Source organism: Mucilaginibacter sp. A5337 (genome assembly GCF_059690695.1).
In genome coordinates this window covers 369,202-396,169 of record NZ_JCAWEC010000005.1, presented here as the reverse complement: position 1 = coordinate 396,169, position 26,968 = coordinate 369,202, and the positions used below count along the sequence as shown (strand labels likewise).

The following is a 26,968-nucleotide window of genomic DNA, read 5'->3' as shown; positions in this document are numbered from 1 at the left end:
AAGTTCAAAAACTTTAGCTGTGATTCTTGCTTTAGGCCTTTCAGTATTTAGGGCAAATGCGCAGCAACCGCTTTTCAAGCTACTCCCTTCTGAAGAAACCGGCATTAAATTCCGCAATGATTTGGTTGAGGATGAAAAGCTTAATGTACTTTCGTACGAATACCTGTACAATGGCGGAGGCGTTGCCGTTGGCGATATCAATAACGATGGCCTCGAAGACCTTTTTTTTACAAGTAACCTTGGCCCAAACAAACTCTATCTTAATTTAGGGAACTTTAAATTTAAAGATATTACCCAGCAGGCCGGAGATGGCCTTGCAGGCAGGCCCGGCGACTGGAAAACAGGCGTTACCATGGCCGATGTTAACGGCGATGGCCTGTTGGATATTTATGTATGCTACTCAGGCCTTGGCGATAATGCCAAACGCCGCAACCAGCTCTTCATTAATAAAGGCAACAACAAATTTGTTGAAATGGCCAAACAATATGGCCTTGATGATCCGGGGTATAGCACCCAGGCTGTATTTTTTGATTATAATAATGATGGTAAGCTGGATATGTTCCTGCTTAACCATAACGTAAAAAAAATCAGCAATCTTGAACTTGCACAAGCAAAAGGCGAAACCGACGAGCTTGCCAGCAATAAACTTTTTGAAAACCAGGGAGGCCATTTTGTTGATGTATCCAAAAAAGCGGGCATCATTCAAAATCCCCTCACCTTTGGCCTTGGTGTTGCCATTGCCGATATAAACAAAGATGGTTTACAGGACATTTATGTAACCAACGATTACAACGAACCCGACTACCTATACATAAACAACGGAAACGGAACTTTTACTGAGGATAGTAAAAAGTGTTTCAAACATCTGTCGCAATTTTCGATGGGGGTTGATATAGCCGATATCAATAACGATGGCCTCCCCGATATGATGACGCTTGATATGTTGCCGCCCGATAACCGCCGCCAAAAGTTATTGCAGTTACAGGAAAACTATGAGTCGTTTGAGCTAATGCTGAACCAAAACCTGTACAAACAATACATGCGCAATATGTTGCAGGTTAATAATGGCGATGGTACTTTCAGTGAAATTGGTCAGCTTGCAGGTGTTTCCAATACAGATTGGAGCTGGTGCCCGCTCATTGCCGATTTTGATAACGATGGCTATAAGGACATCTTTATTTCCAACGGCTATTTCCGCGATTATACCAACAAAGATTTTTTACGTTACTGGGGCGATTATAAGCTAAAAAAAGCTATGGACCGCGAACCCTTCCGGCTCATGGACCTGGTTAAAGCTATGCCCTCTACTACCCTGTCAGACTATATTTTCCAAAATAATCACAACCTCACCTTTACTGATAAAAAACAGGATTGGGGAATCAATAAAGGCGGTATCTCCAGCGGATCGGTTTATGCTGATCTTGATAATGATGGTGACCTTGACCTGGTGACCAATAACATCAACAGCGAGGCTTCCATATTACAGAACATGACTATGGAAACCGGTAAAAAGAATTACCTGGCCGTAAACCTTAAACAACCGGAGGGTAATACAAATGCCATAGGTTCAAAAGTATTCGTATACAACGGCAAGCAGGTGCAATATCAGGAGATAAATCCTAACAGGGGCTATCTTTCATGCGTGTCAACTGTTTTGAATTTTGGGTTAGGCGATCAGCAGCAAGTAGATTCTGTACGAATTATCTGGCCCGACCAAACGTCGCAATTGCTTACAGGTGTTAAAGCTAATCAGCGTTTAAACATCACCTATAAAACAGGTAACCCAATATTTAAAACCGATGGTAAAATCACCGCCAAATCAGTTTTCAACTTAGCTAAACCAATTATTGATTATACCCACACCGAAAACCCCATTAACGATTTTAAGCGACAGCCCTTGATGCTTTTCATGAGCTCAAAAACGGGCCCTGTGATTGTTAAGGCTGATGTGAACAAAGATGGACTTGAAGACTTATTTATTGCCGGCGATCAAAATACACCAGGCAAGATCTTTATTCAAAAAGCAGGCGGTACCTACACCATTCAGGAAATATCAGATGTTACCCCCGGGGTCACATCAGCGGCAGCCTTTTTTGATGCCAATGGCGATGGTTTCCCTGACCTATACATTGCTAAAGGCGGCTATTCTCTTTTAGAGCCTGGTGCCAGCGAGCTTCAGGATAAACTGTACCTAAACGATGGCAAAGGCAACTTCAGTTTTTCAAGTACTTCGCTCCCAATGTTAACCGGCAGCAGTAAATCATGCGTACGCCCATGCGATTATAATGGCGATGGCAAAACCGACCTGTTTGTAGGCTCAAACATTACGCCGGGCTATTACCCATCGGCTCCAAAAAGTTACCTGCTTACCAATACCGGCGGTGGTCATTTTGAAATTACTGACGCTCCATTTGCTAATATTGGCATGATCAAAGATGCACAATGGACAGATTTGAACGGCGATGGCCGTAAAGACCTCGTAATATGTGGCGAATTTATGTCCATCCTGGTGTTTACCAATACAAAAACTGGCTTTGTTGACGAAACCGCCAAATATTTTGATCGCCCGGTAAGCGGCTTTTGGAACACCATAACAATTACCGATGTAGATGGTGACGGCAAACCCGATATTATTGCCGGAAACCTTGGCCAAAATACGCAGATTCATGCCAGCCAGGCCGAACCTGCCGAAATGTACTTTGCCGATTTTGACGGCAATGGCTCTATCGATCCGTTCTTTAACTTTTACATACAAGGTGTAAGCTATCCATTTGTAAGCCGTGATGAACTGAACGATCAGATTTATCCAATGCGCAAACGCTTTGCTTCATACAAAGCTTATTGCGATGCTACTATGAAGGATATTTTTACGCCGGAAGAGCTTGCAAAAGCCACTAAACTCACTGCTAACGAGGATGAGACAAGCCTTTTCCTGAACCGCGGTGGTAAGTTTGTAAAAGGCCAGCTGCCTTTACAGGCTCAATACTCATCGGTATCAGAAATCCTTACCGGCGATTTTAACCACGACGGCAAAACCGACCTGCTGCTGTTGGGCAACCACTCAGATAACCGCCTTAAACTGGGTAGTTTTGATGCTAATTACGGCTGCCTGCTTACCGGCGACGGTAAAGGCAATTTCACATACCAAACTCAGCCACTGGCAGGGCTATCAGTAAATGGAGATGTAAAATCGGCTACTGAAGTAAAAATAAACGGCGTTAATTATGTACTGATAGGCGCATCAGGAGAGGCATTGCAGTTTTATAAGTATTAATTTGGAAGTCTTGAGTCGAAAGTCTTAAGTTCTAAGATCAAGTAAAATGGCTTACAATATAATGTAATTTAAAATCCGTCATTCCGAGTGAGCATCAGGAAAACCCTGAAAAAAATCGTGATGGCGTATAAAATATATTTTAGTGATAGTGTGCGGGGCCGCGTTAGTGATAGTAGCGGATACCGTCCGTTAGCCAACGGATAATGCCTGTGTAGTATGAGCGGATAGCACGGGCCGCAGGCAACGCCCATATTTGCAATGTCGATTTAAAAAGAAAATCTAATAATCAACAACTTACAATCACAAAGTCATTATAAGGAGCGATTCCTGACAATCAGAAAAAGATTAAAAAAATGATCAAACGAATATCCATATTGTTTTTAGCACTGATAGCTACAACAGCCTACGCGCAAAAGAGTAAAAAGCCAATCCTCCCGTACCTGCAAATTGACAAGGCTGTAAAGGCTATTTCGGCCGTTATGATCCATGATGTGGTAAACCCACCTGCTGCCTCACGGTATTATGCTTATGTAACCCTGGGGGCTTATAACCTGGTGAGCATCAACAATAAACAAATAGTACCTGTGGGTAATTTCATCAAAAGCTACACACAGGATAACCAGATCAACATCCCGGCCGATAAATACGATTACCGTATTGCTGCTATGTACTGCATACTGGAAACCGGTAAGCAAATGCTGCCATCGGGCTTTATGCTGCAGGATGACGAGGATAAATATGTAGCCCTGCTTAAAGACAACGGCATTAGCGACGAGGTGATCAAACAATCAATAGCCGCTGCCACCGAAATGACAGCTAAGGTTATTAAATATTCCAAATCAGATAACTACAACAAACTAAGCGGCAGGCTCAGGTATTCGCCTATAAAAGGTGGTAAAAACTGGTTCCCCACCCCACCAATGTACATGGAAGCTGTTGAACCCAACTGGAAAACCATTCGCCCAATGTTCATTGATTCGTCGGATCAGTTTGTACCGGTTAGGCCCGCAGTTTTCAGCACCGATAGCACCAGTGAATTTTACAAAGAGGCTTATGCAGTATACAAGGTATCCAAAAATATGTCGGCCGAGCAGATCATGATTGCCAATTTCTGGGATTGTAACCCTTTTGCAGTTACTACATCCGGCCATATGATGATCGGCTTTAAAAAAATTAGTCCGGGAGGACACTGGATGAATATTACCGGCATTGCGGTAAAAAAAGCCGGACTTAGTTTTGATAAATCGATAGAGGTAACAGCGCTGGTGGCGATGACCGAAATGGATGCTTTTATCAGTTGCTGGGACGAGAAATACCGCAGTAACGGCATCCGGCCCGAAACCTATATCAACAAGTACATTGATATTAAATGGGTACCTATGTTGCAAACTCCACCCTTTCCCGAATATCCAAGTGGTCATGCTGTGTTGTCGAATTCGTCGGCCGGTGTGTTAAGCTATCTATTGGGCGATAAGTTTAGTTATACCGATGATTCTGAGATTCCGTACGGTGTTGGCCCGCGCGATTTTAAATCATTCAGGCAGGCTGCCGAAGAAGCTTCTGTATCCCGTTTCTATGGCGGTATCCATTTTAATGATGCTATAGTAAACGGGAATAAGCAGGGACGCGATGTTGCCACCGCAGTTATAAAAAAATTAAAAGCAGCCGGAGTAAACTATTTGGGCAATTAGAACGTAGTTAAAAGCAAACAGCTTTTAACTATGAGGATCAGGGGGACGGTTTTATTATCGCTTTTTATTATTACCGGACTCCTGAGCCTGAATTCGTTCTCTATCCAAACCCGTACGGCTGCTACAGATGAAGAAGGCCGTATATTGTTTTTACGGCATTGCGCTGTTTGCCATTTAGCACCCGACCCGGCGGAGCTTACAAAAAATATCTGGACTACCCATGTGCTGCCTGTTATGGCGGCACGCATGGGTATTATTTATCCCAATTACGATCCGCTCAGGGGATTATCTGATGAAGAACGCGCCATTGTTAAAAAGCATAATATCATCCCCGAAGAACCCGTTTGTACGGAGGCAGATTGGGCTAAGATCAGGGATTACATTATCAGCAATGCTCCTGATAGTGTAAGTGTCGATGAAAAACGCCTCACCCGCAACAGCCCGCTTACGCAGTTTATAAGGCAGGATGTGCAAATTGATGATAAAACACCATCACTCATTACCGGGCTTAAGTATAACACTACAACTAAAACCCTTTGGATAGGCAATTTTTACAACCAGGTACTAAACTGGCGGTACGGTAAAGGGGTTGTCAAAACGACAAATACAGCCAGCCCTGTCGTCGACTTCAATTTCTATCAAAACAACGTTTACTTAACCGAAATAGGCAAACTATACCCTACCGAATTAAGCACCGGTATGTATGCGCAACTTAACGATACCACCAGCACGTCGTTAATTACATCATTGCACAGACCTGTAAATACACGAATAGCAGATTTAAATAACGATGGCGTACCCGAAATTGTAGTATGTAACTTTGGTAATAAAACAGGGGGCTTGTCACTGTATAAGAAAAATAAAGCCGGTAAATATGTTGAGGATGTGCTGCTGTCCCTACCCGGCGCCATCAAATGTTATATAAAAGATATGGATGGCGATGGCAAAAAGGATCTTGTAGTCATGTTTTCGCAGGGTGATGAAAGCGTTTATATTTTTTATCAAAAGGATAACCTTAAATTCAAGGCCAAACGCGTGTTACGCTTCCCGCCTGATTATGGTACTACCGATATGCTTTTGATTGACTATAATAGCGACGGCCTTACCGACATCGTAACCGTACATGGCGATAATGCCGATTATTCCAATATCCTGAAAGCATACCACGGCATCAGGCTGCATATAAACCAGGGAGTCGATGTTTTCAAGGAAAAGTTCTTTTATCCGATATATGGCGTAACCCGCGTTTTAGCTGATGATTTTGACAAGGATGGCGATATCGACTTTGTAGCAACCTCCTTTTTTCCTGACTTTGGCAAGCTGGTGGATGAATCATTCGTTTATCTCGAAAACACAAACAAAGATCAGTTTACATTTAAATCATACATTCAAAAAAGCGACGTACCTATCAAAACCCTAACCCTCGAAAAAGCAGATGTTGACGGCGATGGAGATATGGATATCATTACCGGTAATTTTGCCCAAAGCCCCGGACCTGTCTCTGCAGCGCTTGACGAAAAATGGAAATCGGCAAAGTACGGACTGAGTATCTTTTACAACCAGCTATACCAACCGAAAAAATGATCAAGCAACAGTTTTAATTATAAAAAGGTGTGCCGTTAAGCTCAATACAATAATCTGTTATCCAGGTGCCGGCCACATCAACATATAATATATTGGGTTTATTATTTTTATTGATGATACCACTCGTTATCCACGAGTTAATTTTAGATGGCAAGTATTTGTTACCGAATTGAGCAAGATCAGTTATACTTTGATTCTTTTTCACAACATTAGTTAGCAGCATTATCCCGTTTACAACAGGGCTAACTTTTTCATCCTCAAAATCATTACATATTAAAGCCGCTTCATCACTGCTTTGGGTTAACTGCCAGTCCAGCCGCACCAGGTCGTTTTTATTGATGCCGTCCTTCATCGATGTAAAAAACAACTCTTCTCTTGCCAGCAATTTATTTATTTGATTAGTGCCTGCATAAGCACGCCGAAAATTCAGAAAAGTTTTAGCCTTATCGGCCATTGAATTGGAGTCGATCAGCTTTTCGCGGTTGGCATACTGTTCAAACGTAATGATCACTTTGCCAGCCAGGTCATTTAGTTTGATATCACCTATACTTTTTGATTGGTTGTTATAGATCATGCCCTTTCCGAGTACACTGAAAATAGTATCAGCCACATGATCAGCAGAAGCTTCTTTTGGGCAAAAATGGCTGAATGTTATAATTATAAACTCCTTTTCATGACGGTTCAGGAACGTTTTAACAGAATCAAGGATATCCTTAAACTGTTCACCATAGCCACCTCCCATAGCATCGGCCATGCAGTCGGACGAGCTATGTTTAATGTAAATGGCGTTTTTAAACGCCCCTACCCTTAAATCAAACATTCGGATGCCGGCATTTAACTGCTTCCCGATATTTAGTTTTTGCGTAAGCGTATTGCATGGATTAATGGAACCTCCATGAATACCCCCTGTACCATTTAAAGCCGACATCCCCGCATCGTGCGCTCCCGGAATCACAATATCTTTTAAAGTGAGGTTAGCTTTTGCAGGGAATAAGGTATCTTCCATCCAGCTTGCCGGGTTATAGTTGGTAAAATAACTGAGATATAACTTTTGATCTTCACCAACAAATGCCATGATAAACTTTTTGGCATCAACGTTACATATCGATACGGGGTATAGGGTTTTAAAATAATCGGGCAATTTGTAGCCATTTACAGGCTGATTCTGTTCATATTCAGAAGCATAGTAAATAAAATTATCTTTCTTGAAACCTTTCCATATATAAAACAACCGGGTGGTATTAAAAGCATGATAAACGGCCGGGGCTACTTTTGTTTTTGACTTTTCTACCGCAATCCTTTTAGTCCATGTTTTATCTGCCGGATTATAGTCGGCATAAAACATACCATCATCATTAGTGTAACAGATTCGGATCCGATTATCTGATAAGGTGACGATAAAAGGATAGTCGGTGCTTCGCTTATTTGCCACGGTTTCCAAAACAGCAGGTTTAAATACCCCGTTTTCATCAGCATCAAGCAGGGCAAAAACCATATCATTTTTATTATCAGCATGCGATGCAATCAGAACCTTATCGCCAATAACGGTAGCTGTAATTCCCAGCTTTAATTTCGGCGTACCAGCGAAACTTACGGTATTCACAATCCTGGTATTAAAAGTGGTATCACTTTTATTGATAATGTATTTCAAAGAGCCGTCAACACCTATCCAAAAGGTGTAAATATGCTTGTCGGTTACCCTGAGCACCGGAGCCGAGGCACTCGTTTCTGTACCAACTGTAGCATCATGCTGCGAAAACTGAGTGTCATATCGTTTGCCCAGGTAGCATACATGAATAAGACCGGTAGCTCCGGATTCTTTCCAGGTCACAAAATATCGTCCTTTAAAATTGGTAATATCAATGGCCTTATCTGTGCTGGCTGAGGGGAGAAAGTTTAGGGGTGCACTAAGGCTTAAATTCTGAGCGCTAACCGAACCTAAACCCACAAGGATCAGCATAAAGGGACCTAAAAAAGCATTCAGGAAAAGTTTCATAAAGCATAGGCTTAAGTTAAATCCAACAGAATTTTCACTTATAATGAAAATTTCTATACTGACTATTAACCATTTAAGTGAATTTATGATATTTTTATATAAAAACGAACCTATGACAAAATTCCTTACCACTTTTCTGTGCGTTTTCCTGTTTATTGAAGGCGTTAAGGCCCAGGATGCTAACTATTGGTCGTCAAGTTATAACCCGGGTGGGTTTTTAACTCCCGGAGCTGTTATAGCTTTTAACCGCGATAGTGGGGTGATGTTCCTGAACCCGGCGCTACTTGCCCACAGTACAAAAAATACAGCCTCTATCAACGCATCAGTTTATCAATACGGACGTATTAATATCAAAAACGGTGCAGGCACCGGGCTCGATCTTAAATCAACATCTACCAACATCATCCCGCAAATGATATCGGCAACCATATCCTTAAAAGGTAGCCATCCTTTTACTATCGGGTATGCATTAACCCACAACCCGGTAATGACGTACAGGGTTAATCAACAGCGCGATGCTACTTTAAACGTCCTTGATGACTCTTATAGTCCCGGCAACGAGTATTTTTTGGGACAATACAAAAACGTAAATACTATTAATGAAACGGCAGGAATTATAAGCGGCGGCTTTAAAGCTTCTGATAATTTTGCCATTGGTATCAGTGCCGAAGGACAGATCCGGAAGCAGGATTATGATTACGATGTAAGTTCAAGGGCATTGTATAATACCAGTGGTTTTGAACTTCCGCCATTTTCAAATGTGCAGGAATCTTATACTGCAGGTTACTACAATGTAGGGATCAGATTTAAAGGTGGATTTGCCTATGATAACGAAAGGCATCATTTGGGTTTAACCTTATCATCGCCTCTGCTGCACGTGGCAGGCAGCGGGAACATATTAAGCGACAGCCAGACCAGTGATTTAATAATGCCCCAGGAAAAAGACACGGTAAACTTGCTGGCTAATTCGAGACAGCGCAGCCTCAAAGTTAATTACAAAATGCCCTTTAGTGTTGCATTTGGCTATGCCTGTGACTACAAAGGTGGCCAGTTTTACATTGCGGCAGAGTATTTTGCCAGCGTTGGCGAATACAACATCATAACACCTAAAAGTCAAAGCTTTATAAAAGGCGTGGATAGTGGCGATGATTTTTTTACGCCAGAATTTTTAAAATTCAAAGATGCCCGCAAATCGGTAACTAACTTTGGTATAGGTGCGAGTTATTTGCTAAAGCCCGATTTAATGGGCTACGTGTCCTTTCACACCGATTTTAATAATATCAGCAAAACGCTGTATAGTATAGATGATTCGGGCTACAGGTCAAACACTGGCAATTATAATATTTATCATTGCCAGTTAGGCACTAATGTAAAGAAACGCAAGTTTAACCTGCGCACAGGCCTCCTGTTATCATACGGTACAACTAACAAATATCTGCAAAACGTGAACTTCGACAACCCTAATGAAGCTAATTATTTAAGCGGCGATCCCGGATATACCAAAGCATCCCAGTTTTCGGTAGGATTGATGTTGTCATACATCCATAACCTTTAAATCTATTCAGAATCGAGGAGGCGTTCAAAACGTTTATCCGGTATAAACCAGGTACCGGCTACCACAACGTAAATTACAACACTGATAACAGGGTTTAGCCAGGTACAAAAAATAGCAACTGCATATAGCAACACTGATATTTTTCCTTTAAAATCATTGCCGAAAGCTTGTGCTATCAACGAGCCTTCACCATGATGTTTGATGAGGCAGAAGGCCAAAATACGATAGGCTATCCCGTTCATGATCAATACTACACCGTAAAAAAAGACCGGCCATTGGGTTAGGTGGTTCTCCCCCATCCAGGCAGTTACAAAAGGTATCAGCGACAGCCAAAACAGCAAATGCAAATTGGCCCACAATATTTTCCCGTTTACCGACCGCACAGCCTGCATGGTGTGGTGATGATTGTTCCAGTAAATGCCTACATATACAAAGCTGAGCAGGTAGCTTAGAAAAACGGGAATCAATGGTTTTAAAGCCTCCAGGCTTTCCTCGTGCGGAACTTTCAGCTCCAAAACCATGATCGTGATAATGATGGCTATTACGCCATCACTAAATGCTTCCAGTCTGCCTTTGCCTAATGCCATGGGCTAAATATAGCATTATTTGGCAAAAGCCTTATAACGCTGCATAGCTTCAATAAAGTAATAATCAGCATAAGTTAAAGGCACATCAACTTCGGTACCTGCCGGAAAATGACCAACACTGTGTTTCAGAATAAACCCGCCGTTGGTATTCAAATCGGCTTTATATGCAGGAGCTGATAAGTTTTTGATAATGGTTTGAGCTGTGTTGAAATACTCCTGGCCATCTTTTTTATCAACGTAACGGCAAAGCTCCAGTAAGGCAGAAGCCATAACCGATGCTGCAGAAGCATCACGCAACGCGTTAGGGATATTTGTCGCATTATAATCCCAATAAGGAATTTTATCAGCGGGCAGGTTTGGATTGGTCAGTATAAAATGTGCTATATTTTTTGCCTCTTCCAGATATTTCTTCTCTTTGGTTTCGCGGTACATTACAGTGAAGCCGTACAAGCCCCATGATTGTCCCCTTGCCCATGCCGACTCGTTAGCGAAGCCCTGTGCGGTTTTCTTTTCCTTCACCGCACCTGTTTGCTCATCGTAATTAATTACGTGGTACGAGCTAAAATCAGGGCGGAAGTGATTTTTCATAGTGGTATTGGCGTGGGTAACCGCTATTTTATAAAAACTTGAATCGCCGGTTGCTTTTGTAGCGTAAAACAACAGTTCCAGGTTCATCATGTTGTCAATGATCACCAGAAAGTCGTTGGCTTTTGAATTCCATGAGCGGATACAGCCAACTGTTGGGTTAAACCTGGTTGACAGCGATTTGGCACTGTTAATCAGAATTTCTTTGTACTCAGGTTTTGGCTCAAGATGATTTGCCGTGCCGAAGCTGCAATACATCATAAAACCAAGGTCATGTGTCCCTTTGTTATATTGTTCTTTTTCGAGGCCTTTTAAATTATTATTAGCCTGGTTAAGCAGCTCAGCATCTTTAGTTTGCTGATAGATCTTCAACAATGTACCCGAATAAAAGCCACTGCACCACCAGCTGCTGTTACTTGTTTCAAACTTATCTGTAGTTGGGTGATAGGTTTTCGGAAACTGATCGCTCCCAAATTGTTTGGCCATATACTTATATTGAACATCGGCATCGGCAAAGTTTTTTTTGATAGCTGCCAATACATCTTTTTGAGGCTTAAAGCCGTTTTGCGAAAAGGAATTGAGGCTTAGCGCTAACAAACATGCAGTAATTGTCGATTTGTACAAGTGTTTAAATTTCATAGACTATATAACTGGTTAAAGTGCTTATGCAGGGCACGTTTCAAGTCATAAAAGTGCAGATTTTACACTCAAAAAAACAAGCAACAGACGGGTAATTGGCAGATTTTTCTACTACATCGATGTAGTGAGGGCGATTTTTGGGGCAAAAAGACAACGATGAGACTTACGAAGTTTTGGAAACTTCGTAAGTCAGGTACAATCTCATGAAAAACGTCTCTTCATCGTATCGTTTATTTGCTGTAACGAAAAATCTCCGGCCGGGCTTGGTGCAGAATGTAACTGTACATGTGGCCAGTCTTTAAAAGTGCTCCACAAACCGCCTGCAGTTAAACCCATTTTTTTGGCTTCATCGGCATATACATGGTAGCCGTTTTTGCCGTTCACAAGCTTACTAACACTCCATTCTTCTTTGCCGTTTACAATCCAAACACAATCTACGGCTTCATTCCACTGGTGCCATGATAGTCCGGGAATTGAATTGGTAACATGATCGCCGTTATGCGGGCCTGCCTTAATGATGCAATCGGCCAGAAAAGCGGCGCCATGTGCCTGTAGGTCTGCTATTTTTGCATCAACTTCGGCTTTGGTCCGGGATTGGCGCCATAGTTTTCCTTGTTCAACCGGGTGTCGTAACCCTGCTGTTGGCTGCATTTCATAACCTGCGGCTTTGCAATTAGCTAATAACTGAACTACTTTGTCCCTGAAAGCGGGTACTAATGAATCTAATACTGACATGGTAATAGGTTTAAAGAGTGAAATATTAATATAAATTTACAACCCTAATATTTAAGAATCAATCCGTGAAAACACCGTATTTAATTGATTATTAATAACTATATCAGTAATATTTATCCCTTTATTTTAGCACGAAGCCCATCACCATGGTTTCCATCAAAGCCCCGCTTTAACAATTACGGGTAAAAAAACAGCAGCAGCAATAAAACCTTTTTCATAACTGCATTAATTAAAAGCCTTTACAATAAGATTTTTATAAGCCCCCTGCGGGCAGTTGCCATGCCAGTAACCTACAGCACCGCTTTTCAATGATGGGTCAAGCGCAGTATATGTCATAGCTGGTTTTGCGGCATTATCAACATACACCTCCATTTTGCTGCCCTGTACCACCACTTTTATGTGGAACCATTTATTTTGCGGAATTATAGCTTTGGCCTGGTATTTTGTAGCCTCATAATCCCACCAGTTAAACTCGGTCTTTTTTTCGGGCATATATTGTATGGCGTTAGTTGTACCTGATGATCCCGGCCTGAAATAAACTGTTTCATAATGATGCTCGTCTTTAATATGAAAAGCGAGGCCCACAAAACCACCCTTAGGGATAGTACAGGCTACATCCATTTCAATAATGCCATCTTTAAAATTTAAACCCGGCTTGTAAGCCAAACTGGCCGATTTGTAGTTTTGAATTTTTCGTTTGATAAGCAAAGCTTTTTTTCCGTCGAAACTCCCCAACTCGTAGTCGAGCGTATCGTTTTTGGGGATGATCCATTGTTTAGGGTTTACAACCGAAAGGTCATACAGCTGATACTTTTGCTGAGCCTGTATTTTTACAGCAGCAAACAAGGCGACCAGTAAGATTAGTTTTTTCATGATGATTGATTTATGACTATTGAGTGATGACAAGATTGGCAAAATCGCCGGGCAGCCCGGATGACCAGAGACCTATAAGCCCACTTTGCCGGTTGTTGAGTTTCTTTACCGTAAGCGAGGGTTTATCCGAATGATCTACATACACAACTATATCCTGAGCATTTACAACGATACGCGCATGGAACCAGGCGATAGCCTCCGGAAATGGGTTTACCGCATTTTCATAAACTAAAGGATGCTCTTTGCGGAGTTTATCCCAGGGAAAATCGGGCTCGCTGATGTATTGCACCGTATGCATCCGGCGAAGCGTATCTGTGGTTTGAAAATTAAAAGGGCGAAAATAGATAACATCATTGGTTGTAGTATCCACCCCGTGAAAGGCTATTCCTAAAAAGCTTTGCTGAAAAACATCCCGCCCACGCAGGTCTACATCTATAGTACCTGTTTTAAAGTTTACATTCTTGAGCCATAATATACCATCTGAAGTAAGGCCCTGCTTACTGCCGTCAGTGACCTCCGCAACAGTTTGGCGGGGATAGGCTTTAATCAGCTTATTTTCCTTCAGTAAGCTATTAATATCATATGTAACTTTTTTCTGCTGGCTGTAACAAAAACTGCTGCCAAGCGTCATGCTTAGTATGGCAATGAATAAAATCTTGTTGTTCATTGGTTTTGATTTAACTTTAGTCAAAACTTGCAAATTGCCTTTACAATCAGGCGCGGGCGGCGTTTCAAGTTAAGTTCAAGTTTGTTCAAGGCGTTTTAAAAGTCTTTTAAACCACATTATTACCTGTAGATCAATGGAAAAGGAAAAACAATTGCTTTTGCTATGCCGGCAGCTTATTGAGCAAATGTTAAACTGGGGTGATAGCAGCATTTGGGGCAATGATGACTTTGAGCAGCTAAGTCAACAGATTTTTGATAAAACCAGGGTACAGCTCAGCGTATCAACCCTAAAACGGATTTGGGGCAAAGTGCGCTATGAAAGCTTCCCCAATGCAGCTACGCTGAACGCCCTTGCCTGTTTCCTTGATTACACCAGCTGGCGCGATTTCAGGCAGCGCCACCAGGTTAACGGCATAATTGAACAACCTGCTGAAGTCAACGAGATAAAGAACCTCCCTGTTGTCACTCGCTCCAAGCCTCGTTTACGTTATATATGGGTTGGCAGTACTGTATTGCTTGTTCTTGGTGCTTTATTTTTCATGAGCAGCAAGCGCAATAAGCCTGTTGATCCGGCTTCAATAAAATTCAGCAGTAAAAAGGTTTCTGACGATTTGCCAAACTCGGTTGTATTTAATTACGATGCTTCGGCATTTCACTCCGACAGCGTTTTTATCCAGCAGTCATGGGATCCCAACCGCCGCGAGCAGGTTCCGGGGGATGGCAAACAATTCACCTCAATTTATTACTATCCGGGCTATTTCATAGCAAAACTGATTGTAGATAAATATGTAAAAAAAGAGACAGCGGTATTTATCAAAACCAAAGGTTGGAAAGGCATTCTCGACCATCAGCCTATACCTGTTTACCTTGCGTCCGATGAGATTAAAGGAGAGGGATACATGGGGGTTGATGCAAAACTAATGCAGCAAAAATTGGGTACGCCTGTTTTTAATAATACATGGGTAAAGTTTGCTAACATCCGTGAATTTCCGGGCGTCAATGCAGACAATTTTACGATGGATTGTACCCTGCGCAACACCTCAACACCCGGCCAGTCGGCCTGTGCCAAAGCCGACCTTACTATTTTAGGTAATGGTACCGCTATTGTTATCCCTATAGTAAACAAAGGCTGCATATCCGATATGGGCATTTTAACCGGCACAGCCTGGGTTAGCGGCAAAGATCATGACCTGAGTGCCTTTGGTACAGATATGTCGCAATTCCAGAACCTGAGGTGTAGTGTTAAAGATCGCTATCTGAAGATCTACCTCAACGACAAGCAGATCTTTGAATTTAAACAAGCCAGCACTATGGGCCGCATTGTAGGTATCCGGTTTGAGTTTGAAGGGCCCGGTGAGGTTAAGCAATATAAGCTGGAAACACCGGGAGGATCGGTTTATGAGGAGAAGTTTTAATTTTCAAATACTTCCACGTATATCGATAGTGTAGTCGCGTAGCTTTCTTTAGAGTCTATTTATCTTTAACCAGCCTTAAAAGCGCATACCCGACGCTATCCTTATCATTAATCGTAACTATTCCGGCATAATCCGGGCTTAAACAGTAAAATTTCTTATTGTTATTTTTATCAGATGTTTTATCATCAATGACGTAGTAGCCCCTGTCTGTATTGTGAAGGTAAAACCCACTTGGCCCAAAATGAAGATAATAACCTGACGGCTCACCGTTAAAATGAAGTGTGTTTGTACCGTCAGTTCCTTTCCATAAAAAAGGAGAAGTAAGCTTTCTCGCACTATCGTTTTTTAAAGCCAAATAGTTTCCATTGCTATCCCTGGTTTTAGTTACATTACTGCTTAGCTTATTATAATCAGCTATTGTTGGTACACGCCACCCGGCGGGTAATTTATAATCCTCGGTCATGTATAAACCATAATATAAATTGGTGTTATGCCCCTGGACGACTGCAATAGCCAACGGGCTTCCAAAACCACGATAACTTTCCGCCATCCAAACCTGGGTGCCTATTTCGATAGTTTTATAGGTAGTATCCCCAACAACCACACTTCCGTAATTAATCTTAACCGGGGGGACAACTTTGTCTGGTGTTTTTGTTTTCTCTTTAGTACAGCCCAATAACCCTACAGCGACAATAAAGATTATCAAAAGTTTAGGTTGCATATGAAGGCTGTTTTGTTTAGCTAAAATAAAAAGATTTTGCGCCGAAACTAATTTACCGAATTATCTTCTACTTTAATATCATATCCCTGCAAAAGCAAATCGCTCACACTTGTAGTAAAAGGTTTAATAAAATGCTCAATTTTTGCATATGCCGCTCTTACTTCAGCATCATTTTGCGGATCAAAAACAAGCTCATCCAAACTACTAATTACTTTATGATCACCATGATGTACATCGGCAATTAAAAAGATGCCTTTAGTATCGCTTTTATGACCGGCGTGGTTAGGTTCTGTTTGGGCGTTGATGGAAAATACCAGTCCGTAATCATCATCGGAGATATTTTTCAAAACAGTAATTTCCAATACAAGGCAAAAAGCGCCATTATCGCTGTAACATTGCTGCGTATACTGGCATTTGATCAGGTCCTGAAAATCGTTTTCGGCCTTTAACCTTATTTGCTCGTATAAATCAAAAACTGCTTCAAATAAATCCATAATGAGGTATTAGCGGGGTAATCCAAAACAAACATAACTATCTCCCGACTTACTTCCAATTTTTCCGCCTCCGCAAGCTATAACTACGTATTGTTTACCATCAATTGAATAAGTTGCCGGGGTAGCGTAGCCAGCCGCGGGCAATTGAGCTTCCCAAACTACTTTGCCGGTGCGCTTATCAAACGCGCGGATCTTTTCATCTTTAGTTGCTGCAATAAAGATCAGACCGCCTTTAGTAACCACCGGGCCGCCGTAATTTTGGGTACCGGTTACAGGGATACCCTTTTTGCTTAGCTCGGCAAATTCGCCCAAAGGTACTTTCCAGAGCAGTTTGCCCGATGTAAGGTCGACAGCATTGAGCGTGCCCCAGGGTGGTTTTATGCCGGGATAACCGTCTTTATCCAGAAAACGGTTATAACCGTTCATGGTATAAGGTATTTCATCAACCATTTTCTTCTCCGTTGCCGAACTTGCCGTACGATCACTGGTTGGTTCTTTGGCTACTTCTTTTGCCACCTTTGTTTCACGAATTTTAAGCAGGAACGCAAGAAGATTTTTCTTATCCTGGGGCGAAATTTGTTTAAACGATGGCATCATGTTACGGCCACTGGCAATAATTCCGCTCACCTGATCGGCTGTGTATTTTTTGCCGATGTTAACTAACGAGGGATATGATGTTCCGTTCCCTTTCAGTTCCGCGCCGTGGCAGCCAATACAATTGGTATTATATACCACATGTCCCAGTGCCTGTGGCGAGTGGTCATCAGTATTAGTTTTAGGCACATCTATCATTACCTGGGCCCAGGGCAATTCCGAACAATTAACGTACAGGATCTTGGTTTCGGGGTCAACTGCCGCTCCGCCCCATTCGCCCCCTCCATCAAATCCGGGGAAAATCCAGCCGCCTTCTTTACTTGGCGGTGTAAACATAATTCGGCTTTTAACCTGGTTATATTTAGCCAGCATCTCCCGGTGCACCTCGGGAGTGCGGTTGGTAACATCTTCGGGATTAAACGTTTGCCGTGCAAAAGGTTGAGGCAGCGTTGGAATAGGTTGTGTTGGCCATGGGGCTTCGCCGGGCAGGCCTTTTGTTGGCACGGGCGTTTCCACTATCGGAAATATCGGCTTGCCGGTAGTTCTATCGAACATGAATACATAGCCGTGTTTGGTGATCTGTGTTACGGCATCTATCGTTTTACCGTCTTTAACAATGGTTACCAGGTTGGGATTAGCAGGCAAATCGCGGTCCCACAAATCATGATGCACAAACTGATAATACCATTTCAACTTGCCTGTAGCAGCATCAAGCGCCAGCAGTGAGTTGGCAAACAGGTTTTGCCCTTTCCGGAAACCGCCATAAAAATCGCCGCCTACCGAACCGGTCGGGATATAAACAATCCCCCGCTTCTCATCCAGTGCCATGCCCGACCAGTTATTGGCCCCGCCAAACTTTTTATAAGCCGCGGTATCCGCCCAGGTATTATACCCCACTTCGCCGGGATGAGGTATGGTATGGAAAATCCATTTTAATTTGCCTGTACGCGTATCATAAGCACGCACATGCCCCGGAGCGGCATCAACCGATTCTGATACACGATCGCCCACAATCAGTACATCTTTATACACTACGCCCGGCGTAGTGCCTGCCACAAACGATTTGGTATCCCTGTCCAGGTTTTTGGTAAGGTCAAGATATCCATTTTTGCCAAATGAACGTATGGGGGCACCTGTTTCCGCATCAATAGCCCAGGTTTTAGCGCCTACACTGTAGAAAATCCGTTTTTCACCGCCATCATCATTTTGCCAGTAAGTTACGCCCCGGCTCACCATATAATAGGCCATCGGGTCGCCGTTATTGGTGGTGTCATCCTTTGCAGGGTTAAACAGCCATTTTTGTTTACCGGTGACGGCGTTTACGGCGAACAGCTTTAATTTAGGACTGGTGCCATACAAAATGCTATCCACCATAATCGGGTTGCATTGATTTTGACTCAGGTTAGCGGTGTCCCTATCGCCGGTGCTAAAAGTCCACATCACTTTTAGCTTGTTTACATTATTTAAAGTAATTTCTTCGTTTGAGGAGTATCGCAGCCCTTCTTTTGAACCCGCATAAGCCGGCCAGCCGCTATAATCCTTGTTTTGATCACTGTGTTGATTTTTACAGGACACATAAATACCAGCCACAAAACACATGGCAATAAAGTACCGGGACTTAATCATTTATAAGGGTAATATTGGTGTTAAATTGGTTATGTATAAGGAAACGACGCCCTCTAAAGTATGAATAAAAATTATCTTATAAATAGAAGAAGGCGGTATCATAAATGATCAGCATTATTTTTTTATTCAGATAACTTAAGCGATATATAGTTTCTGTTGAATTAACTTTATTAACAAAATGGGGGTTAACAGGGTTAACACAATTCAGGGTTAACATTTATTTAAATAGCTTACAATCAGATAATTAATATAATTTTACAGCAAAAATGTGTTAACCCCCTTTTGTACAAAAATTCCGGCAAAACTTAACTAATAATTACCAAAAATACCAGAGTCGCCAATTTGATTTATGACACAGCTTCTTCTATACAGACCTCTGTTTCAAACGGACACAACATCGTCCAAACGGTAAAACGCCGTTTACTTTTTCACCAAACTTACCGGCTCAACTTCCTGGCTCAGCAATTTGCCAAACAATTCCCAACGTTTTGCGGGTGCTTTGGCTGTACCTCCATTTGATTCAATATAGTTTTTCACCAAATCCTGACCATAATTGTAATTGATAACGTAACTGCGATATTTTTTGATAAAGCTGATTGATTTTTGCGCAGTTTCGTCGTTCATCAGGCAGTATTTTTTTAGGTATGATAAAGCCTTATCCTGGCTCATGGTATTATTGATCAAACCTCGTGCTGCTTCGTTGCGGGCATAATTTAAAGTTCCTTTTATAGCAAGGGCTTTGAAATACAGATCGATACTGGTAGTATCCAAACCGGCCAGCGGCAACAGTACATTTTTGGCGAATTTTATTTTATCATCGCCCGGGAAGGCTACCTCGATACCATAATTGGCACTGCCTTCGGCGATGAGCGATTGCGGGCTAAACAGGGGATATAACGAGATCTCCACCCAGCCTTTATCATGATACAGGTTTTTCTCCAGCAGCATATTGTATACATGATGCCCCGGATAACTTTCATGGCTGCCCACATCAATAGCACGATCAATAAAGATCTTCAGATCGGTATTGATCTGTACGGTGCTTTTATAGCCTCCCTTATACCAGTTATAACCCGACCATGGTTTATTAGTCACGTATTCCAGCGTAAACGTTTCGCCGGCCGGTAGCTGGTAATGGGCAAGGGTGCGTTTACGGGCCTCAGCTATGGCCGCTTTTATAACCGGATCGAGTTTATCTTTAGGGATGATAAATTTATTGGCCAGTTTTTGAAACCTGTCGTTCACGTTACCTTTGCCCGGCAAAATACTATCCAGCAGGGCTACTTGTCCCCTAAAAAAATCGTCAGTATAAACCGGCGCGGCTACACCAAATAACTCGCGTGATTCTTCGTCAAAGGGTCTCTCTTCGCCCGAAAAAATCCGGATGCGGCGACTAAAAGCCACCAGTTGATCGGCCATCCAGTTAGCACGGATTTTATTGGTATCAATTTTTGTAGTATTGGCAACAATACGTAAATCGTTCATCAAACTATTTGCCGATGCCAGCAAACTATCCTTCGGGAAAGTTTTAAGAGGCTCTGATTTGGGCTTCAATGAATCTGGCCCATAATAGGCATCTACAAAATCGCCATCGTATTGCCCTATTGCAAGGCCAAGCTTTACATATTCAACAGCAAGGCTATTGAGTTTTTTATTTTCGAGTTGCTGTGCCGGGCCATGTCCACATGAAAACAGTAATAACAAAGGAGCAAAAAACAGTAGTTTTTTCATGGATGTTGATCTTGTGCGGTAAATGTGGCGCAAGATAATAATTCCATTTATTATAAAAGGAATTCGAGCCTCATCGTAAGGGCTGTACAAGCTATTACGGCTTTCTGAACGAATTAAGATTATAGGTTACCCCCACTGCTACACCCGTGGATTGCAGTTTAATATCAGAATACCCCACTCCCGAAATTGGCACTTTCATATATGGCTGAACGCTTACACCAAACTTTGAGTTTATTTTGTGCTCATAGGTTGCGTTGATATTGATAATGCTCAATAAATATCCCTTACTGTTTGGTACAGTATAAGTTTGAGGCCATGCGGCACTGTTAGCACCATTACCATAGTTATAAGTATATTTTTCGTGCAGCATCAGGTACGATGATAAACCAGTGCCCACCGATAATTTATTGCGGAAATTACCATACACCTGGTAACCTATATTGATTGGGATATCAAGCATTTTACAGTCGGCAGTTACATCAATTGGATCATGCTTAAAGTTATATGTGGTATTATAATTAGCAAAGCTTGTGTTGTAAGGTTTTGATGAATACACTACGCCACTGGTAATGGTTAACCTTTTAGTAGCACCAAATGAAAGCAGCAAGCCATAATTGCTGCCAACTTTACCCTGGAAAGAGCTTGTACCATTAACATCAGATGAAGCCAGTGCGGTGATAGCCCATTGCGGCCGGTAGCCAAAACTTTGTTTGGTTATTTTTTTATCGGGTTTAGATGTACTTGTATTTATTACGAGCGGCCTGTCAATTTGAGTTTTAAAATCAGGCGCTGATAAAGAAGCCTGTGTAAGGTTCAAAGACGAGACACTACTTGCCAGCAAATTTGAAGCAGGATTGTTATTCCCTTTTGTACCGGTACCTGCTATGAGTGCAGGATAACGCCGCATAATGGTATCTGAACCGATCGTAGATTTGTCACCTGTACCTCCGGCATTACGGTGTCCGGCCCTTACAGATGGTAATAAAGTAGTTTGAGCAGTATTAGCATGACTGCTTGTACTGCTGCTATTGGCAGCCAGGTTATTATTTGCCGGCAGCGCTTTTTGGATGGTATCTGTTTGAGGTTGTTGTATCCCCCCGTTACCTGTTACAGAATTGGTTTTAGGCGCAACTGGTTTAACTTTAACCTGTTGTTGTCCTGTTGTGTTATTATCCTGTACATTGGGTTTAAAAAACCACCAGCCTAAAAACAACAGTAACATAGCTGCTATGCCGCTTGCAATTGGCAACCAGTAAATAATTCCACGGCGTTTTTTGCCCTTATCAAGCATTTGCTCAAGCGCATCCCAGTCATCCTCGTTAAACGCGCGATGATTTGCCGGGTCTTCCAGCCCCTTCTTAAAAATGTTATCTAAATCCTCTTCGCTTTTCATCCTCTGATACCATTATTAAAAAAAGTAGTCCTTACATCTATACCTATGCCATTACAGGCCACAATCGGGTTAAAATCCATACCCCTGTTGTAATTGGTTTTATTAGCAGTTTCCTCTGCTTTTAATATCATTTGTTTTAGTTTGTGCCTTGCTTTATGCAGGTTTGATTTAGAAGTTCCCGGACTTATGTTCAGCATCTCTCCTATTTCCTCATGCGAATATCCATCAATCGCGAAAAGGTTAAATACGGTACGATAAGCTTGCGGCAACTGCTGCACCATAGCCAGCAGATCTTCATAGTTTAAATTTTTATCTGTAAGGTCTCCCTCGCTCACATTCTCTGCTTTCTCTAAATCTTCCGTATAAGCCATTTTTAAATTGGCGCGATAATAATCGATAGAAACGTTCATCATGATACGGCCTATCCACGCCTTAAACGGCCTTGAAGTGTCAAACCTGTCAATATGGGTAAATACCTTCATAAAGCCCTGGTTCATCACTTCTGCAGCCTCATCACGGTTGCCAGCATAACGCAGGCAAATACCCATAGAAAAGCCATAAAACGCCTTATAGAGCATTTTTTGACTCTTCCTGTCCTGCTTTACGCAGCCATTGATCAATTGATGTAACTCTTCTTCGCCCATATGGGGTTTTATAAACTCAGAATCAAGTGCATAAATTTAACCTAATCTACGCACATCACGGCAACTAATATTAAAAGGTTGCCTGTTGCTGAAAATATTTTTATTATTTCTCATATCTGAGCAAAACTATGCTCAATTTTCACATTTATGAGGGCTATTTATACAAAATATGTACAAGTTAGTGCATCCCCAATAAATCCCTGCAAATAGTTATATTTTTGATTTGAAGGCAACCGGAATGTGTGTTTATAGCGTAATATTCATGTATACAACTTCCGCCTGTTTTAAAGGCCTTTTATGAGAACCGAGATAAACCCAAACTTCCCTGTTAACAATTGTAAAATATGCGGGCGCCGCCCGGTTATTGAACAAACCAAAGATCGCTGGGTCATTCTATGCCCTAATGCAGCCTGTCGAAATACTGTTTCTGATAAACTGATCAATGTAGCAGCATGGAATAAACAAAATCCATAATATTTTTTTGTTTACCCAACTTAAGGCAACCATACGGAAAACATGTACGATATATCTTATAAAGGGTTGTAACAGATCCTTGATTAATATATACTACTAATACTACTGCTGCATGGTACCGGTGTCTGTTGTGATCATTACTAAAAACGAGGCTGCCTTTATTGAGGATTGTATTAAAATGGCCCGTTTAATTACGGATGATATTGTTGTGATTGATAATGACAGTACCGATGGTACCCCACTCATTGCTTCCCGTTACGGCTGCAGGGTGTTTCAAAAAAGCTGGAGCGGGTACGGTGCAAACAAAAATAAAGGGATAGCCGAGGCACGGTATAACTGGATTTTAAGCCTTGATGCCGATGAAGTACCAGACGCGGAACTTATCGAAGCGCTTCACAATTTAAATTTAGATAAACCAAACATTGTTTATGACATCAAATTCAGATCATACTTTGGTAAAAAGCTGATCCGCTTTGGCAATTGGGGGAACGATCATCACCTGCGTTTATTTAACCGGTTGTTGGTAAAATGGGGCGAAACAGAAGTGCACGAAACTTTGCTTTTGCCACCCGGTGCAGAAATTAAAAACATAGCAGGTTATATCCATCATCATTCGGTAACAGATATTGATGACTTTAAACGCAAAGCTGTTCACTATGCGCAACTAAGTGCCGCTAAGTATTATAAAGCCGGTAAAAAAGCAACGTTTATAAAGCTTTACTTTTCGCCTGCTTTTGGTTTTTTACGTAATTACATTATCAGGCTGGGCTTTTTGGATGGCGCTGAGGGATTGGCCATAGCACGTGTTATTTATAAAAACACGCATCTTAAATACCTTTATTTGAAACAATATAAAGAGTTGCCGCAAACACAAGATGCTTATCATAGTGAATTGACTATTGAACATGTTTAATGAGCACTTCCGCATAAAATTGCAGCGTCTGCCTTGCTATAATATCGATATCAAAACACTGCTTCACTTTTTCATTTCCTGCTACGGAGAGTTTCAATCGCTTTTCGGGATCGTTAAGCAGCATTATAATTGCCGATGCCAATTGCTCAACATCGTCAGGATTTATTAGTAATCCGTTAACGCCATCATCAATCAGTTCCGGACCTGATGTTCGGTTTGAATTGATCACGGCCGTTCGGCATGCCATGGCCTCCAATGGCGCCAGCGCAAAGGCCTCGGCGTATGACGGGAATACCGCCATTGCCGAGTCGGCTAAACAGCCATAAAGCTCATCTTTATTTACATGACCTTTAAAGGTCACACTGCTTTTTGCGTGCTCCTGTAAAAAAGCGGCAACCTTACCTACCGGGCCTTTGCCGAGTATCAGCAACCGGGCATCAGGAACCTCTTTAACTACTATATTCCAGGCTTTTACCAGCTGAAAAACCCCTTTCTTTTGAACAAGACTGCCTGTAAATACAACTTGCTTGTTATCACACATCCTATTCCTCTCAAAAGGGATATCAGTATCGATACCGTTATATAATATGCTTATGGGCTTATTATACAACAGATACGAGGCGCTTTTATCAGCAGTATAAGCGCTCGCACTACTTACAGCCGCTGCACGGTTTAAAATATCCTGCTCCATTTTCAAAACATACGGAGCTACAGATTTTCCGGCCTCCGCATTGAAATAAGTAATTGAACCATTCAACTTAACAATTACCGGAACTGATAAATTGGGGAACGGGATATAAGAACTACAAAACCTGATGTAGTCGTTATAATCAGGCATTTCAATAATATCAATTTTCTCAGAGGCGATGATCTGTTCCAGTTTAACTTGGTAAGCAGCCAGGCTTTTTTTAATATCCCGCCGGGTTATGCCCGTATCCAGCAATACCCTGTTAACTATTCGCGTGCCTATACCCTGCTGCTTTTCAAACAACTTGCCATCAATTCCCCAACGGTACCTGAAAACCTTTACACCATCATCTTCAAATTCATCAGCGCCTCCATACCCGCGGCTGTACAAACCGGCAACAATTACCTTATGTCCAAGCTTTGCCATTTGCCGGGCAATAAGCCATACATAGGTACCTATACCGCCATGCGGCCCTGGAGGGTATTCATCGCACAGGTATAAAATGTTCATTGCGTTAAAAATTGTTGAGTATTTTGTATAGTGCGCCTGCTTAGTTGCTTTGTAACCACGGCCGCTGCCAGATAAAAACCAACCCCCAATAAAAGCCTTAACAAAAAATGAACGTTTAAAAAAGCTGTTATAAACCAACCTGCCAGGGCTATCGGCAACAATATTGCAAAGGGCTTTAAGCTGATATGCATCACATGTTTATTTACCAGCCGGTAATAAAGTACAGCCTGTAACACATTGGTAATTAAAAACGCTACCGCCGAACCGATACCATTAAATAGTGGGATCAATACAAAGTTAAGGCCGATGTTTGTTATGGCGCATGCTACGGTAACAGACGATACCGCCTTATATTTTTTAATACTGAAACTTAACGACCAAAGCAGGTTGATAAAAAACTGCAATGGTATACACAACGATAGTATCAAAAACTCGCCGGCGTTGGTGGCACCATACTTACCGCCGGTTATCATGCCAACTACAGGTGTCCAAAGTATATTAAACACGAGAGGCAAAAGCATGGCCAGCAACAGTTCGGCAGTATTAAAAGCGTTTACCTGATCACGCAGCTCGTTAGTTAGCTTTGACGTCATTAACCTCGATAAACGCGGCAAAATAACCGGAGCTATAATAAGCATGGGCAGCCGGGTAAGCTCATAAGCCCGGTAAGCGAAACTATAATCGGCCAAAACGGCTTTACTTGCCATGAAGCCCAACAGCAGCCAGTCCATCCGCGAAAGGCTCATGTCAAAAATTACAGATATATATTGCGCTGTGGACTCTTTAAGCAGTTTTTTATAAGCCTGAAAACGAAATTTAAAACTAAAATCAGTTTTGGCGATAACGTATGTGAGCAAGGCCAATAATTCGGCCCCGGCAGTACATATCATTACCATGATGATAGAACGGACCTGCAACTGATGAACTGCAATAAGATAAAATGCCCCACAAACCCGCAAACTATTGCTTACAATAGCAATGACACCATACGGCGTGAATTTTTCCTTGGCGTTTAAAAACTGCTTTAACGGTATCCCCATAAAAAGCAAACCCTGAGCCGCAAAAAACCAGGGAAGCAACCTGTAGATATCATCATGAAGTACTAAACTCAATAGCCACAACACGGCAAGTGTTGCCGAAAAAGCAACCAACGAATGAAATAAAAATGCCGCAGCAGCCCAGTCTGATCGTTGTGAGGCTGCTATGCGGCGAATCACCACCTGCTCCAAACCAAAACCAAGTATTGTAGTAATGAAGATAGAGATTGCATTCATCCAGCTTATAGCTCCAAAGCTATCCTTGCTGAGGTAAACAGAAATAACATAAAAAAAGATACTGCCAAGCACCTGCAGGGCCAATGCCTGCAAACCTGATGAAAAAAACCTGATGAACGCTTTACTCCTGAGCAACGCTATATGTTGTTTATACCCTTATACTAATGTTTTTACCGGCAGGTTGCCTGTAACATTTTTATAAACCGGTTAAATATCTGCATATATCAGCACAAAGCCGAGGCAACCATTCTATTTTTTGACACGTAACCTATTTAAACAGAACAATCACGAACGGGCCTGCAAAAC

At 42.0% G+C, this 26,968-nt stretch carries 21 protein-coding genes; 7 read left to right on the top strand and 14 right to left on the bottom strand.

The features are described from left to right. The first annotated feature begins 19 nt into the window (after positions 1 to 19). The 3 genes from AC59JO_RS18905 to AC59JO_RS18895 all read left to right on the top strand — a co-directional run bounded on the left by AC59JO_RS18905 (position 20) and on the right by AC59JO_RS18895 (position 6,549). On the top strand, positions 20 to 3,274 hold the full coding sequence (locus AC59JO_RS18905; protein ID WP_497307167.1) for a VCBS repeat-containing protein: 3,255 nt from the start codon (positions 20 to 22) through the stop codon (positions 3,272 to 3,274). 353 nt (positions 3,275 to 3,627) lie between these two features. Beyond that, a complete protein-coding gene (locus tag AC59JO_RS18900) occupies positions 3,628 to 4,965 on the top strand; it encodes a vanadium-dependent haloperoxidase (protein WP_497307165.1) in 1,338 nt (445 codons plus the stop codon). A gap of 30 nt (positions 4,966 to 4,995) precedes the next feature. Continuing rightward, a complete protein-coding gene (locus AC59JO_RS18895) occupies positions 4,996 to 6,549 on the top strand; it encodes an FG-GAP repeat domain-containing protein (protein ID WP_497307163.1) in 1,554 nt (517 codons plus the stop codon). 13 nt (positions 6,550 to 6,562) lie between these two features. Here AC59JO_RS18895 and AC59JO_RS18890 read toward each other — a convergent pair whose 3' ends face one another. After that, positions 6,563 to 8,545: a phosphatidylinositol-specific phospholipase C domain-containing protein gene (locus AC59JO_RS18890; protein WP_497307161.1), complete on the bottom strand. Its 1,983-nt coding sequence runs from the start codon at positions 8,543 to 8,545 to the stop codon at positions 6,563 to 6,565. A gap of 112 nt (positions 8,546 to 8,657) precedes the next feature. On the opposite strand from AC59JO_RS18890, the gene AC59JO_RS18885 reads away from it, so the two are divergent. Next, complete coding sequence (locus tag AC59JO_RS18885) at positions 8,658 to 10,100, top strand: hypothetical protein (protein ID WP_413667443.1); 1,443 nt, start codon at positions 8,658 to 8,660, stop codon at positions 10,098 to 10,100. A gap of 2 nt (positions 10,101 to 10,102) precedes the next feature. On the opposite strand, the gene AC59JO_RS18880 is transcribed toward AC59JO_RS18885, so the two are convergent. The 5 genes from AC59JO_RS18880 to AC59JO_RS18860 form a co-directional block, all read right to left on the bottom strand. After that, complete coding sequence (locus AC59JO_RS18880) at positions 10,103 to 10,687, bottom strand: TMEM175 family protein (RefSeq protein WP_413667442.1); 585 nt, start codon at positions 10,685 to 10,687, stop codon at positions 10,103 to 10,105. Positions 10,688 to 10,702: 15 nt separating this feature from the next. Then, positions 10,703 to 11,911 carry a glycoside hydrolase family 88 protein gene (locus AC59JO_RS18875; RefSeq protein WP_497307158.1) on the bottom strand — a complete coding sequence of 403 codons (1,209 nt, stop codon included), beginning with the start codon at positions 11,909 to 11,911 and terminating at the stop codon, positions 10,703 to 10,705. 201 nt (positions 11,912 to 12,112) lie between these two features. Beyond that, entirely contained in the window at positions 12,113 to 12,646 is a 534-nt protein-coding gene (locus tag AC59JO_RS18870) for a M15 family metallopeptidase (RefSeq protein WP_497307157.1), read from the bottom strand. Between the two features lie 225 nt (positions 12,647 to 12,871). Continuing rightward, positions 12,872 to 13,519 (bottom strand): LamG-like jellyroll fold domain-containing protein, encoded by a 648-nt coding sequence (locus AC59JO_RS18865; protein WP_413667439.1) that lies wholly within the window; start codon positions 13,517 to 13,519, stop codon positions 12,872 to 12,874. A gap of 16 nt (positions 13,520 to 13,535) precedes the next feature. Beyond that, positions 13,536 to 14,186, bottom strand: coding sequence for a hypothetical protein (locus tag AC59JO_RS18860; protein WP_413667438.1), 651 nt, complete (start codon positions 14,184 to 14,186; stop codon positions 13,536 to 13,538). A 133-nt stretch (positions 14,187 to 14,319) separates the two neighbouring features. On the opposite strand from AC59JO_RS18860, the gene AC59JO_RS18855 reads away from it, so the two are divergent. Beyond that, positions 14,320 to 15,600 (top strand): hypothetical protein, encoded by a 1,281-nt coding sequence (locus tag AC59JO_RS18855; RefSeq protein ID WP_497307154.1) that lies wholly within the window; start codon positions 14,320 to 14,322, stop codon positions 15,598 to 15,600. A gap of 55 nt (positions 15,601 to 15,655) precedes the next feature. Here the strand turns inward: AC59JO_RS18855 and AC59JO_RS18850 are convergent, their stop codons facing one another. The 6 genes from AC59JO_RS18850 to AC59JO_RS18825 all read right to left on the bottom strand — a co-directional run bounded on the left by AC59JO_RS18850 (position 15,656) and on the right by AC59JO_RS18825 (position 22,803). Next, the gene (locus AC59JO_RS18850) at positions 15,656 to 16,321 is read right to left on the bottom strand and encodes an FISUMP domain-containing protein (protein WP_413667436.1); all 666 of its coding nucleotides are present in this window, start codon (positions 16,319 to 16,321) and stop codon (positions 15,656 to 15,658) included. A 47-nt stretch (positions 16,322 to 16,368) separates the two neighbouring features. Next, positions 16,369 to 16,815, bottom strand: coding sequence for a hypothetical protein (locus AC59JO_RS18845; protein WP_413667435.1), 447 nt, complete (start codon positions 16,813 to 16,815; stop codon positions 16,369 to 16,371). Positions 16,816 to 16,824: 9 nt separating this feature from the next. Then, entirely contained in the window at positions 16,825 to 19,035 is a 2,211-nt protein-coding gene (locus AC59JO_RS18840) for an outer membrane protein assembly factor BamB family protein (RefSeq protein ID WP_497307152.1), read from the bottom strand. 420 nt (positions 19,036 to 19,455) lie between these two features. Next, positions 19,456 to 20,766, bottom strand: a complete 1,311-nt coding sequence (locus AC59JO_RS18835; protein WP_497307150.1) for a hypothetical protein — start codon at positions 20,764 to 20,766, stop codon at positions 19,456 to 19,458. Positions 20,767 to 20,860: 94 nt separating this feature from the next. Then, a complete protein-coding gene (locus AC59JO_RS18830) occupies positions 20,861 to 22,159 on the bottom strand; it encodes a hypothetical protein (RefSeq protein WP_497307148.1) in 1,299 nt (432 codons plus the stop codon). Beyond that, positions 22,156 to 22,803 carry an RNA polymerase sigma factor gene (locus AC59JO_RS18825; RefSeq protein ID WP_413667431.1) on the bottom strand — a complete coding sequence of 216 codons (648 nt, stop codon included), beginning with the start codon at positions 22,801 to 22,803 and terminating at the stop codon, positions 22,156 to 22,158. Before AC59JO_RS18825 ends, AC59JO_RS18830 begins: the two co-directional genes overlap by 4 nt. Positions 22,804 to 23,100: 297 nt before the next feature. Between AC59JO_RS18825 and AC59JO_RS18820 the strand changes: the two genes are divergently transcribed. Continuing rightward, positions 23,101 to 23,277 (top strand): hypothetical protein, encoded by a 177-nt coding sequence (locus AC59JO_RS18820; RefSeq protein WP_497307146.1) that lies wholly within the window; start codon positions 23,101 to 23,103, stop codon positions 23,275 to 23,277. 112 nt (positions 23,278 to 23,389) lie between these two features. Further along, entirely contained in the window at positions 23,390 to 24,190 is an 801-nt protein-coding gene (locus AC59JO_RS18815) for a glycosyltransferase family 2 protein (protein WP_413667430.1), read from the top strand. Here AC59JO_RS18815 and AC59JO_RS18810 read toward each other — a convergent pair. After that, the gene (locus tag AC59JO_RS18810; RefSeq protein ID WP_497307144.1) at positions 24,174 to 25,388 is read right to left on the bottom strand and encodes a glycosyltransferase family 4 protein; all 1,215 of its coding nucleotides are present in this window, start codon (positions 25,386 to 25,388) and stop codon (positions 24,174 to 24,176) included. The two genes, AC59JO_RS18815 and AC59JO_RS18810, sit on opposite strands and share 17 nt — an antisense overlap. Continuing rightward, entirely contained in the window at positions 25,385 to 26,797 is a 1,413-nt protein-coding gene (locus AC59JO_RS18805; protein ID WP_497307142.1) for an oligosaccharide flippase family protein, read from the bottom strand. The genes AC59JO_RS18810 and AC59JO_RS18805 overlap by 4 nt, the downstream gene beginning before the upstream one ends. Between the last annotated feature and the right edge of the window lie 171 nt (positions 26,798 to 26,968).

What these genes read in the sequence shown, in the direction of transcription:
- AC59JO_RS18900 (WP_497307165.1), top strand. Translation starts at nt 3,628, where the DNA reads ATGATCAAACGAATATCCATATTGTTTTTAGCACTGATAGCTACAACA.
- AC59JO_RS18895 (WP_497307163.1), top strand. Translation starts at nt 4,996, where the DNA reads ATGAGGATCAGGGGGACGGTTTTATTATCGCTTTTTATTATTACCGGA.
- AC59JO_RS18890 (WP_497307161.1), bottom strand. Translation starts at nt 8,545, where the DNA reads ATGAAACTTTTCCTGAATGCTTTTTTAGGTCCCTTTATGCTGATCCTT.
- AC59JO_RS18885 (WP_413667443.1), top strand. Translation starts at nt 8,658, where the DNA reads ATGACAAAATTCCTTACCACTTTTCTGTGCGTTTTCCTGTTTATTGAA.
- AC59JO_RS18880 (WP_413667442.1), bottom strand. Translation starts at nt 10,687, where the DNA reads ATGGCATTAGGCAAAGGCAGACTGGAAGCATTTAGTGATGGCGTAATA.
- AC59JO_RS18875 (WP_497307158.1), bottom strand. Translation starts at nt 11,911, where the DNA reads ATGAAATTTAAACACTTGTACAAATCGACAATTACTGCATGTTTGTTA.
- AC59JO_RS18870 (WP_497307157.1), bottom strand. Translation starts at nt 12,646, where the DNA reads ATGTCAGTATTAGATTCATTAGTACCCGCTTTCAGGGACAAAGTAGTT.
- AC59JO_RS18865 (WP_413667439.1), bottom strand. Translation starts at nt 13,519, where the DNA reads ATGAAAAAACTAATCTTACTGGTCGCCTTGTTTGCTGCTGTAAAAATA.
- AC59JO_RS18860 (WP_413667438.1), bottom strand. Translation starts at nt 14,186, where the DNA reads ATGAACAACAAGATTTTATTCATTGCCATACTAAGCATGACGCTTGGC.
- AC59JO_RS18855 (WP_497307154.1), top strand. Translation starts at nt 14,320, where the DNA reads ATGGAAAAGGAAAAACAATTGCTTTTGCTATGCCGGCAGCTTATTGAG.
- AC59JO_RS18850 (WP_413667436.1), bottom strand. Translation starts at nt 16,321, where the DNA reads ATGCAACCTAAACTTTTGATAATCTTTATTGTCGCTGTAGGGTTATTG.
- AC59JO_RS18845 (WP_413667435.1), bottom strand. Translation starts at nt 16,815, where the DNA reads ATGGATTTATTTGAAGCAGTTTTTGATTTATACGAGCAAATAAGGTTA.
- AC59JO_RS18840 (WP_497307152.1), bottom strand. Translation starts at nt 19,035, where the DNA reads ATGATTAAGTCCCGGTACTTTATTGCCATGTGTTTTGTGGCTGGTATT.
- AC59JO_RS18835 (WP_497307150.1), bottom strand. Translation starts at nt 20,766, where the DNA reads ATGAAAAAACTACTGTTTTTTGCTCCTTTGTTATTACTGTTTTCATGT.
- AC59JO_RS18830 (WP_497307148.1), bottom strand. Translation starts at nt 22,159, where the DNA reads ATGAAAAGCGAAGAGGATTTAGATAACATTTTTAAGAAGGGGCTGGAA.
- AC59JO_RS18825 (WP_413667431.1), bottom strand. Translation starts at nt 22,803, where the DNA reads ATGGGCGAAGAAGAGTTACATCAATTGATCAATGGCTGCGTAAAGCAG.
- AC59JO_RS18820 (WP_497307146.1), top strand. Translation starts at nt 23,101, where the DNA reads ATGAGAACCGAGATAAACCCAAACTTCCCTGTTAACAATTGTAAAATA.
- AC59JO_RS18815 (WP_413667430.1), top strand. Translation starts at nt 23,390, where the DNA reads ATGGTACCGGTGTCTGTTGTGATCATTACTAAAAACGAGGCTGCCTTT.
- AC59JO_RS18810 (WP_497307144.1), bottom strand. Translation starts at nt 25,388, where the DNA reads ATGAACATTTTATACCTGTGCGATGAATACCCTCCAGGGCCGCATGGC.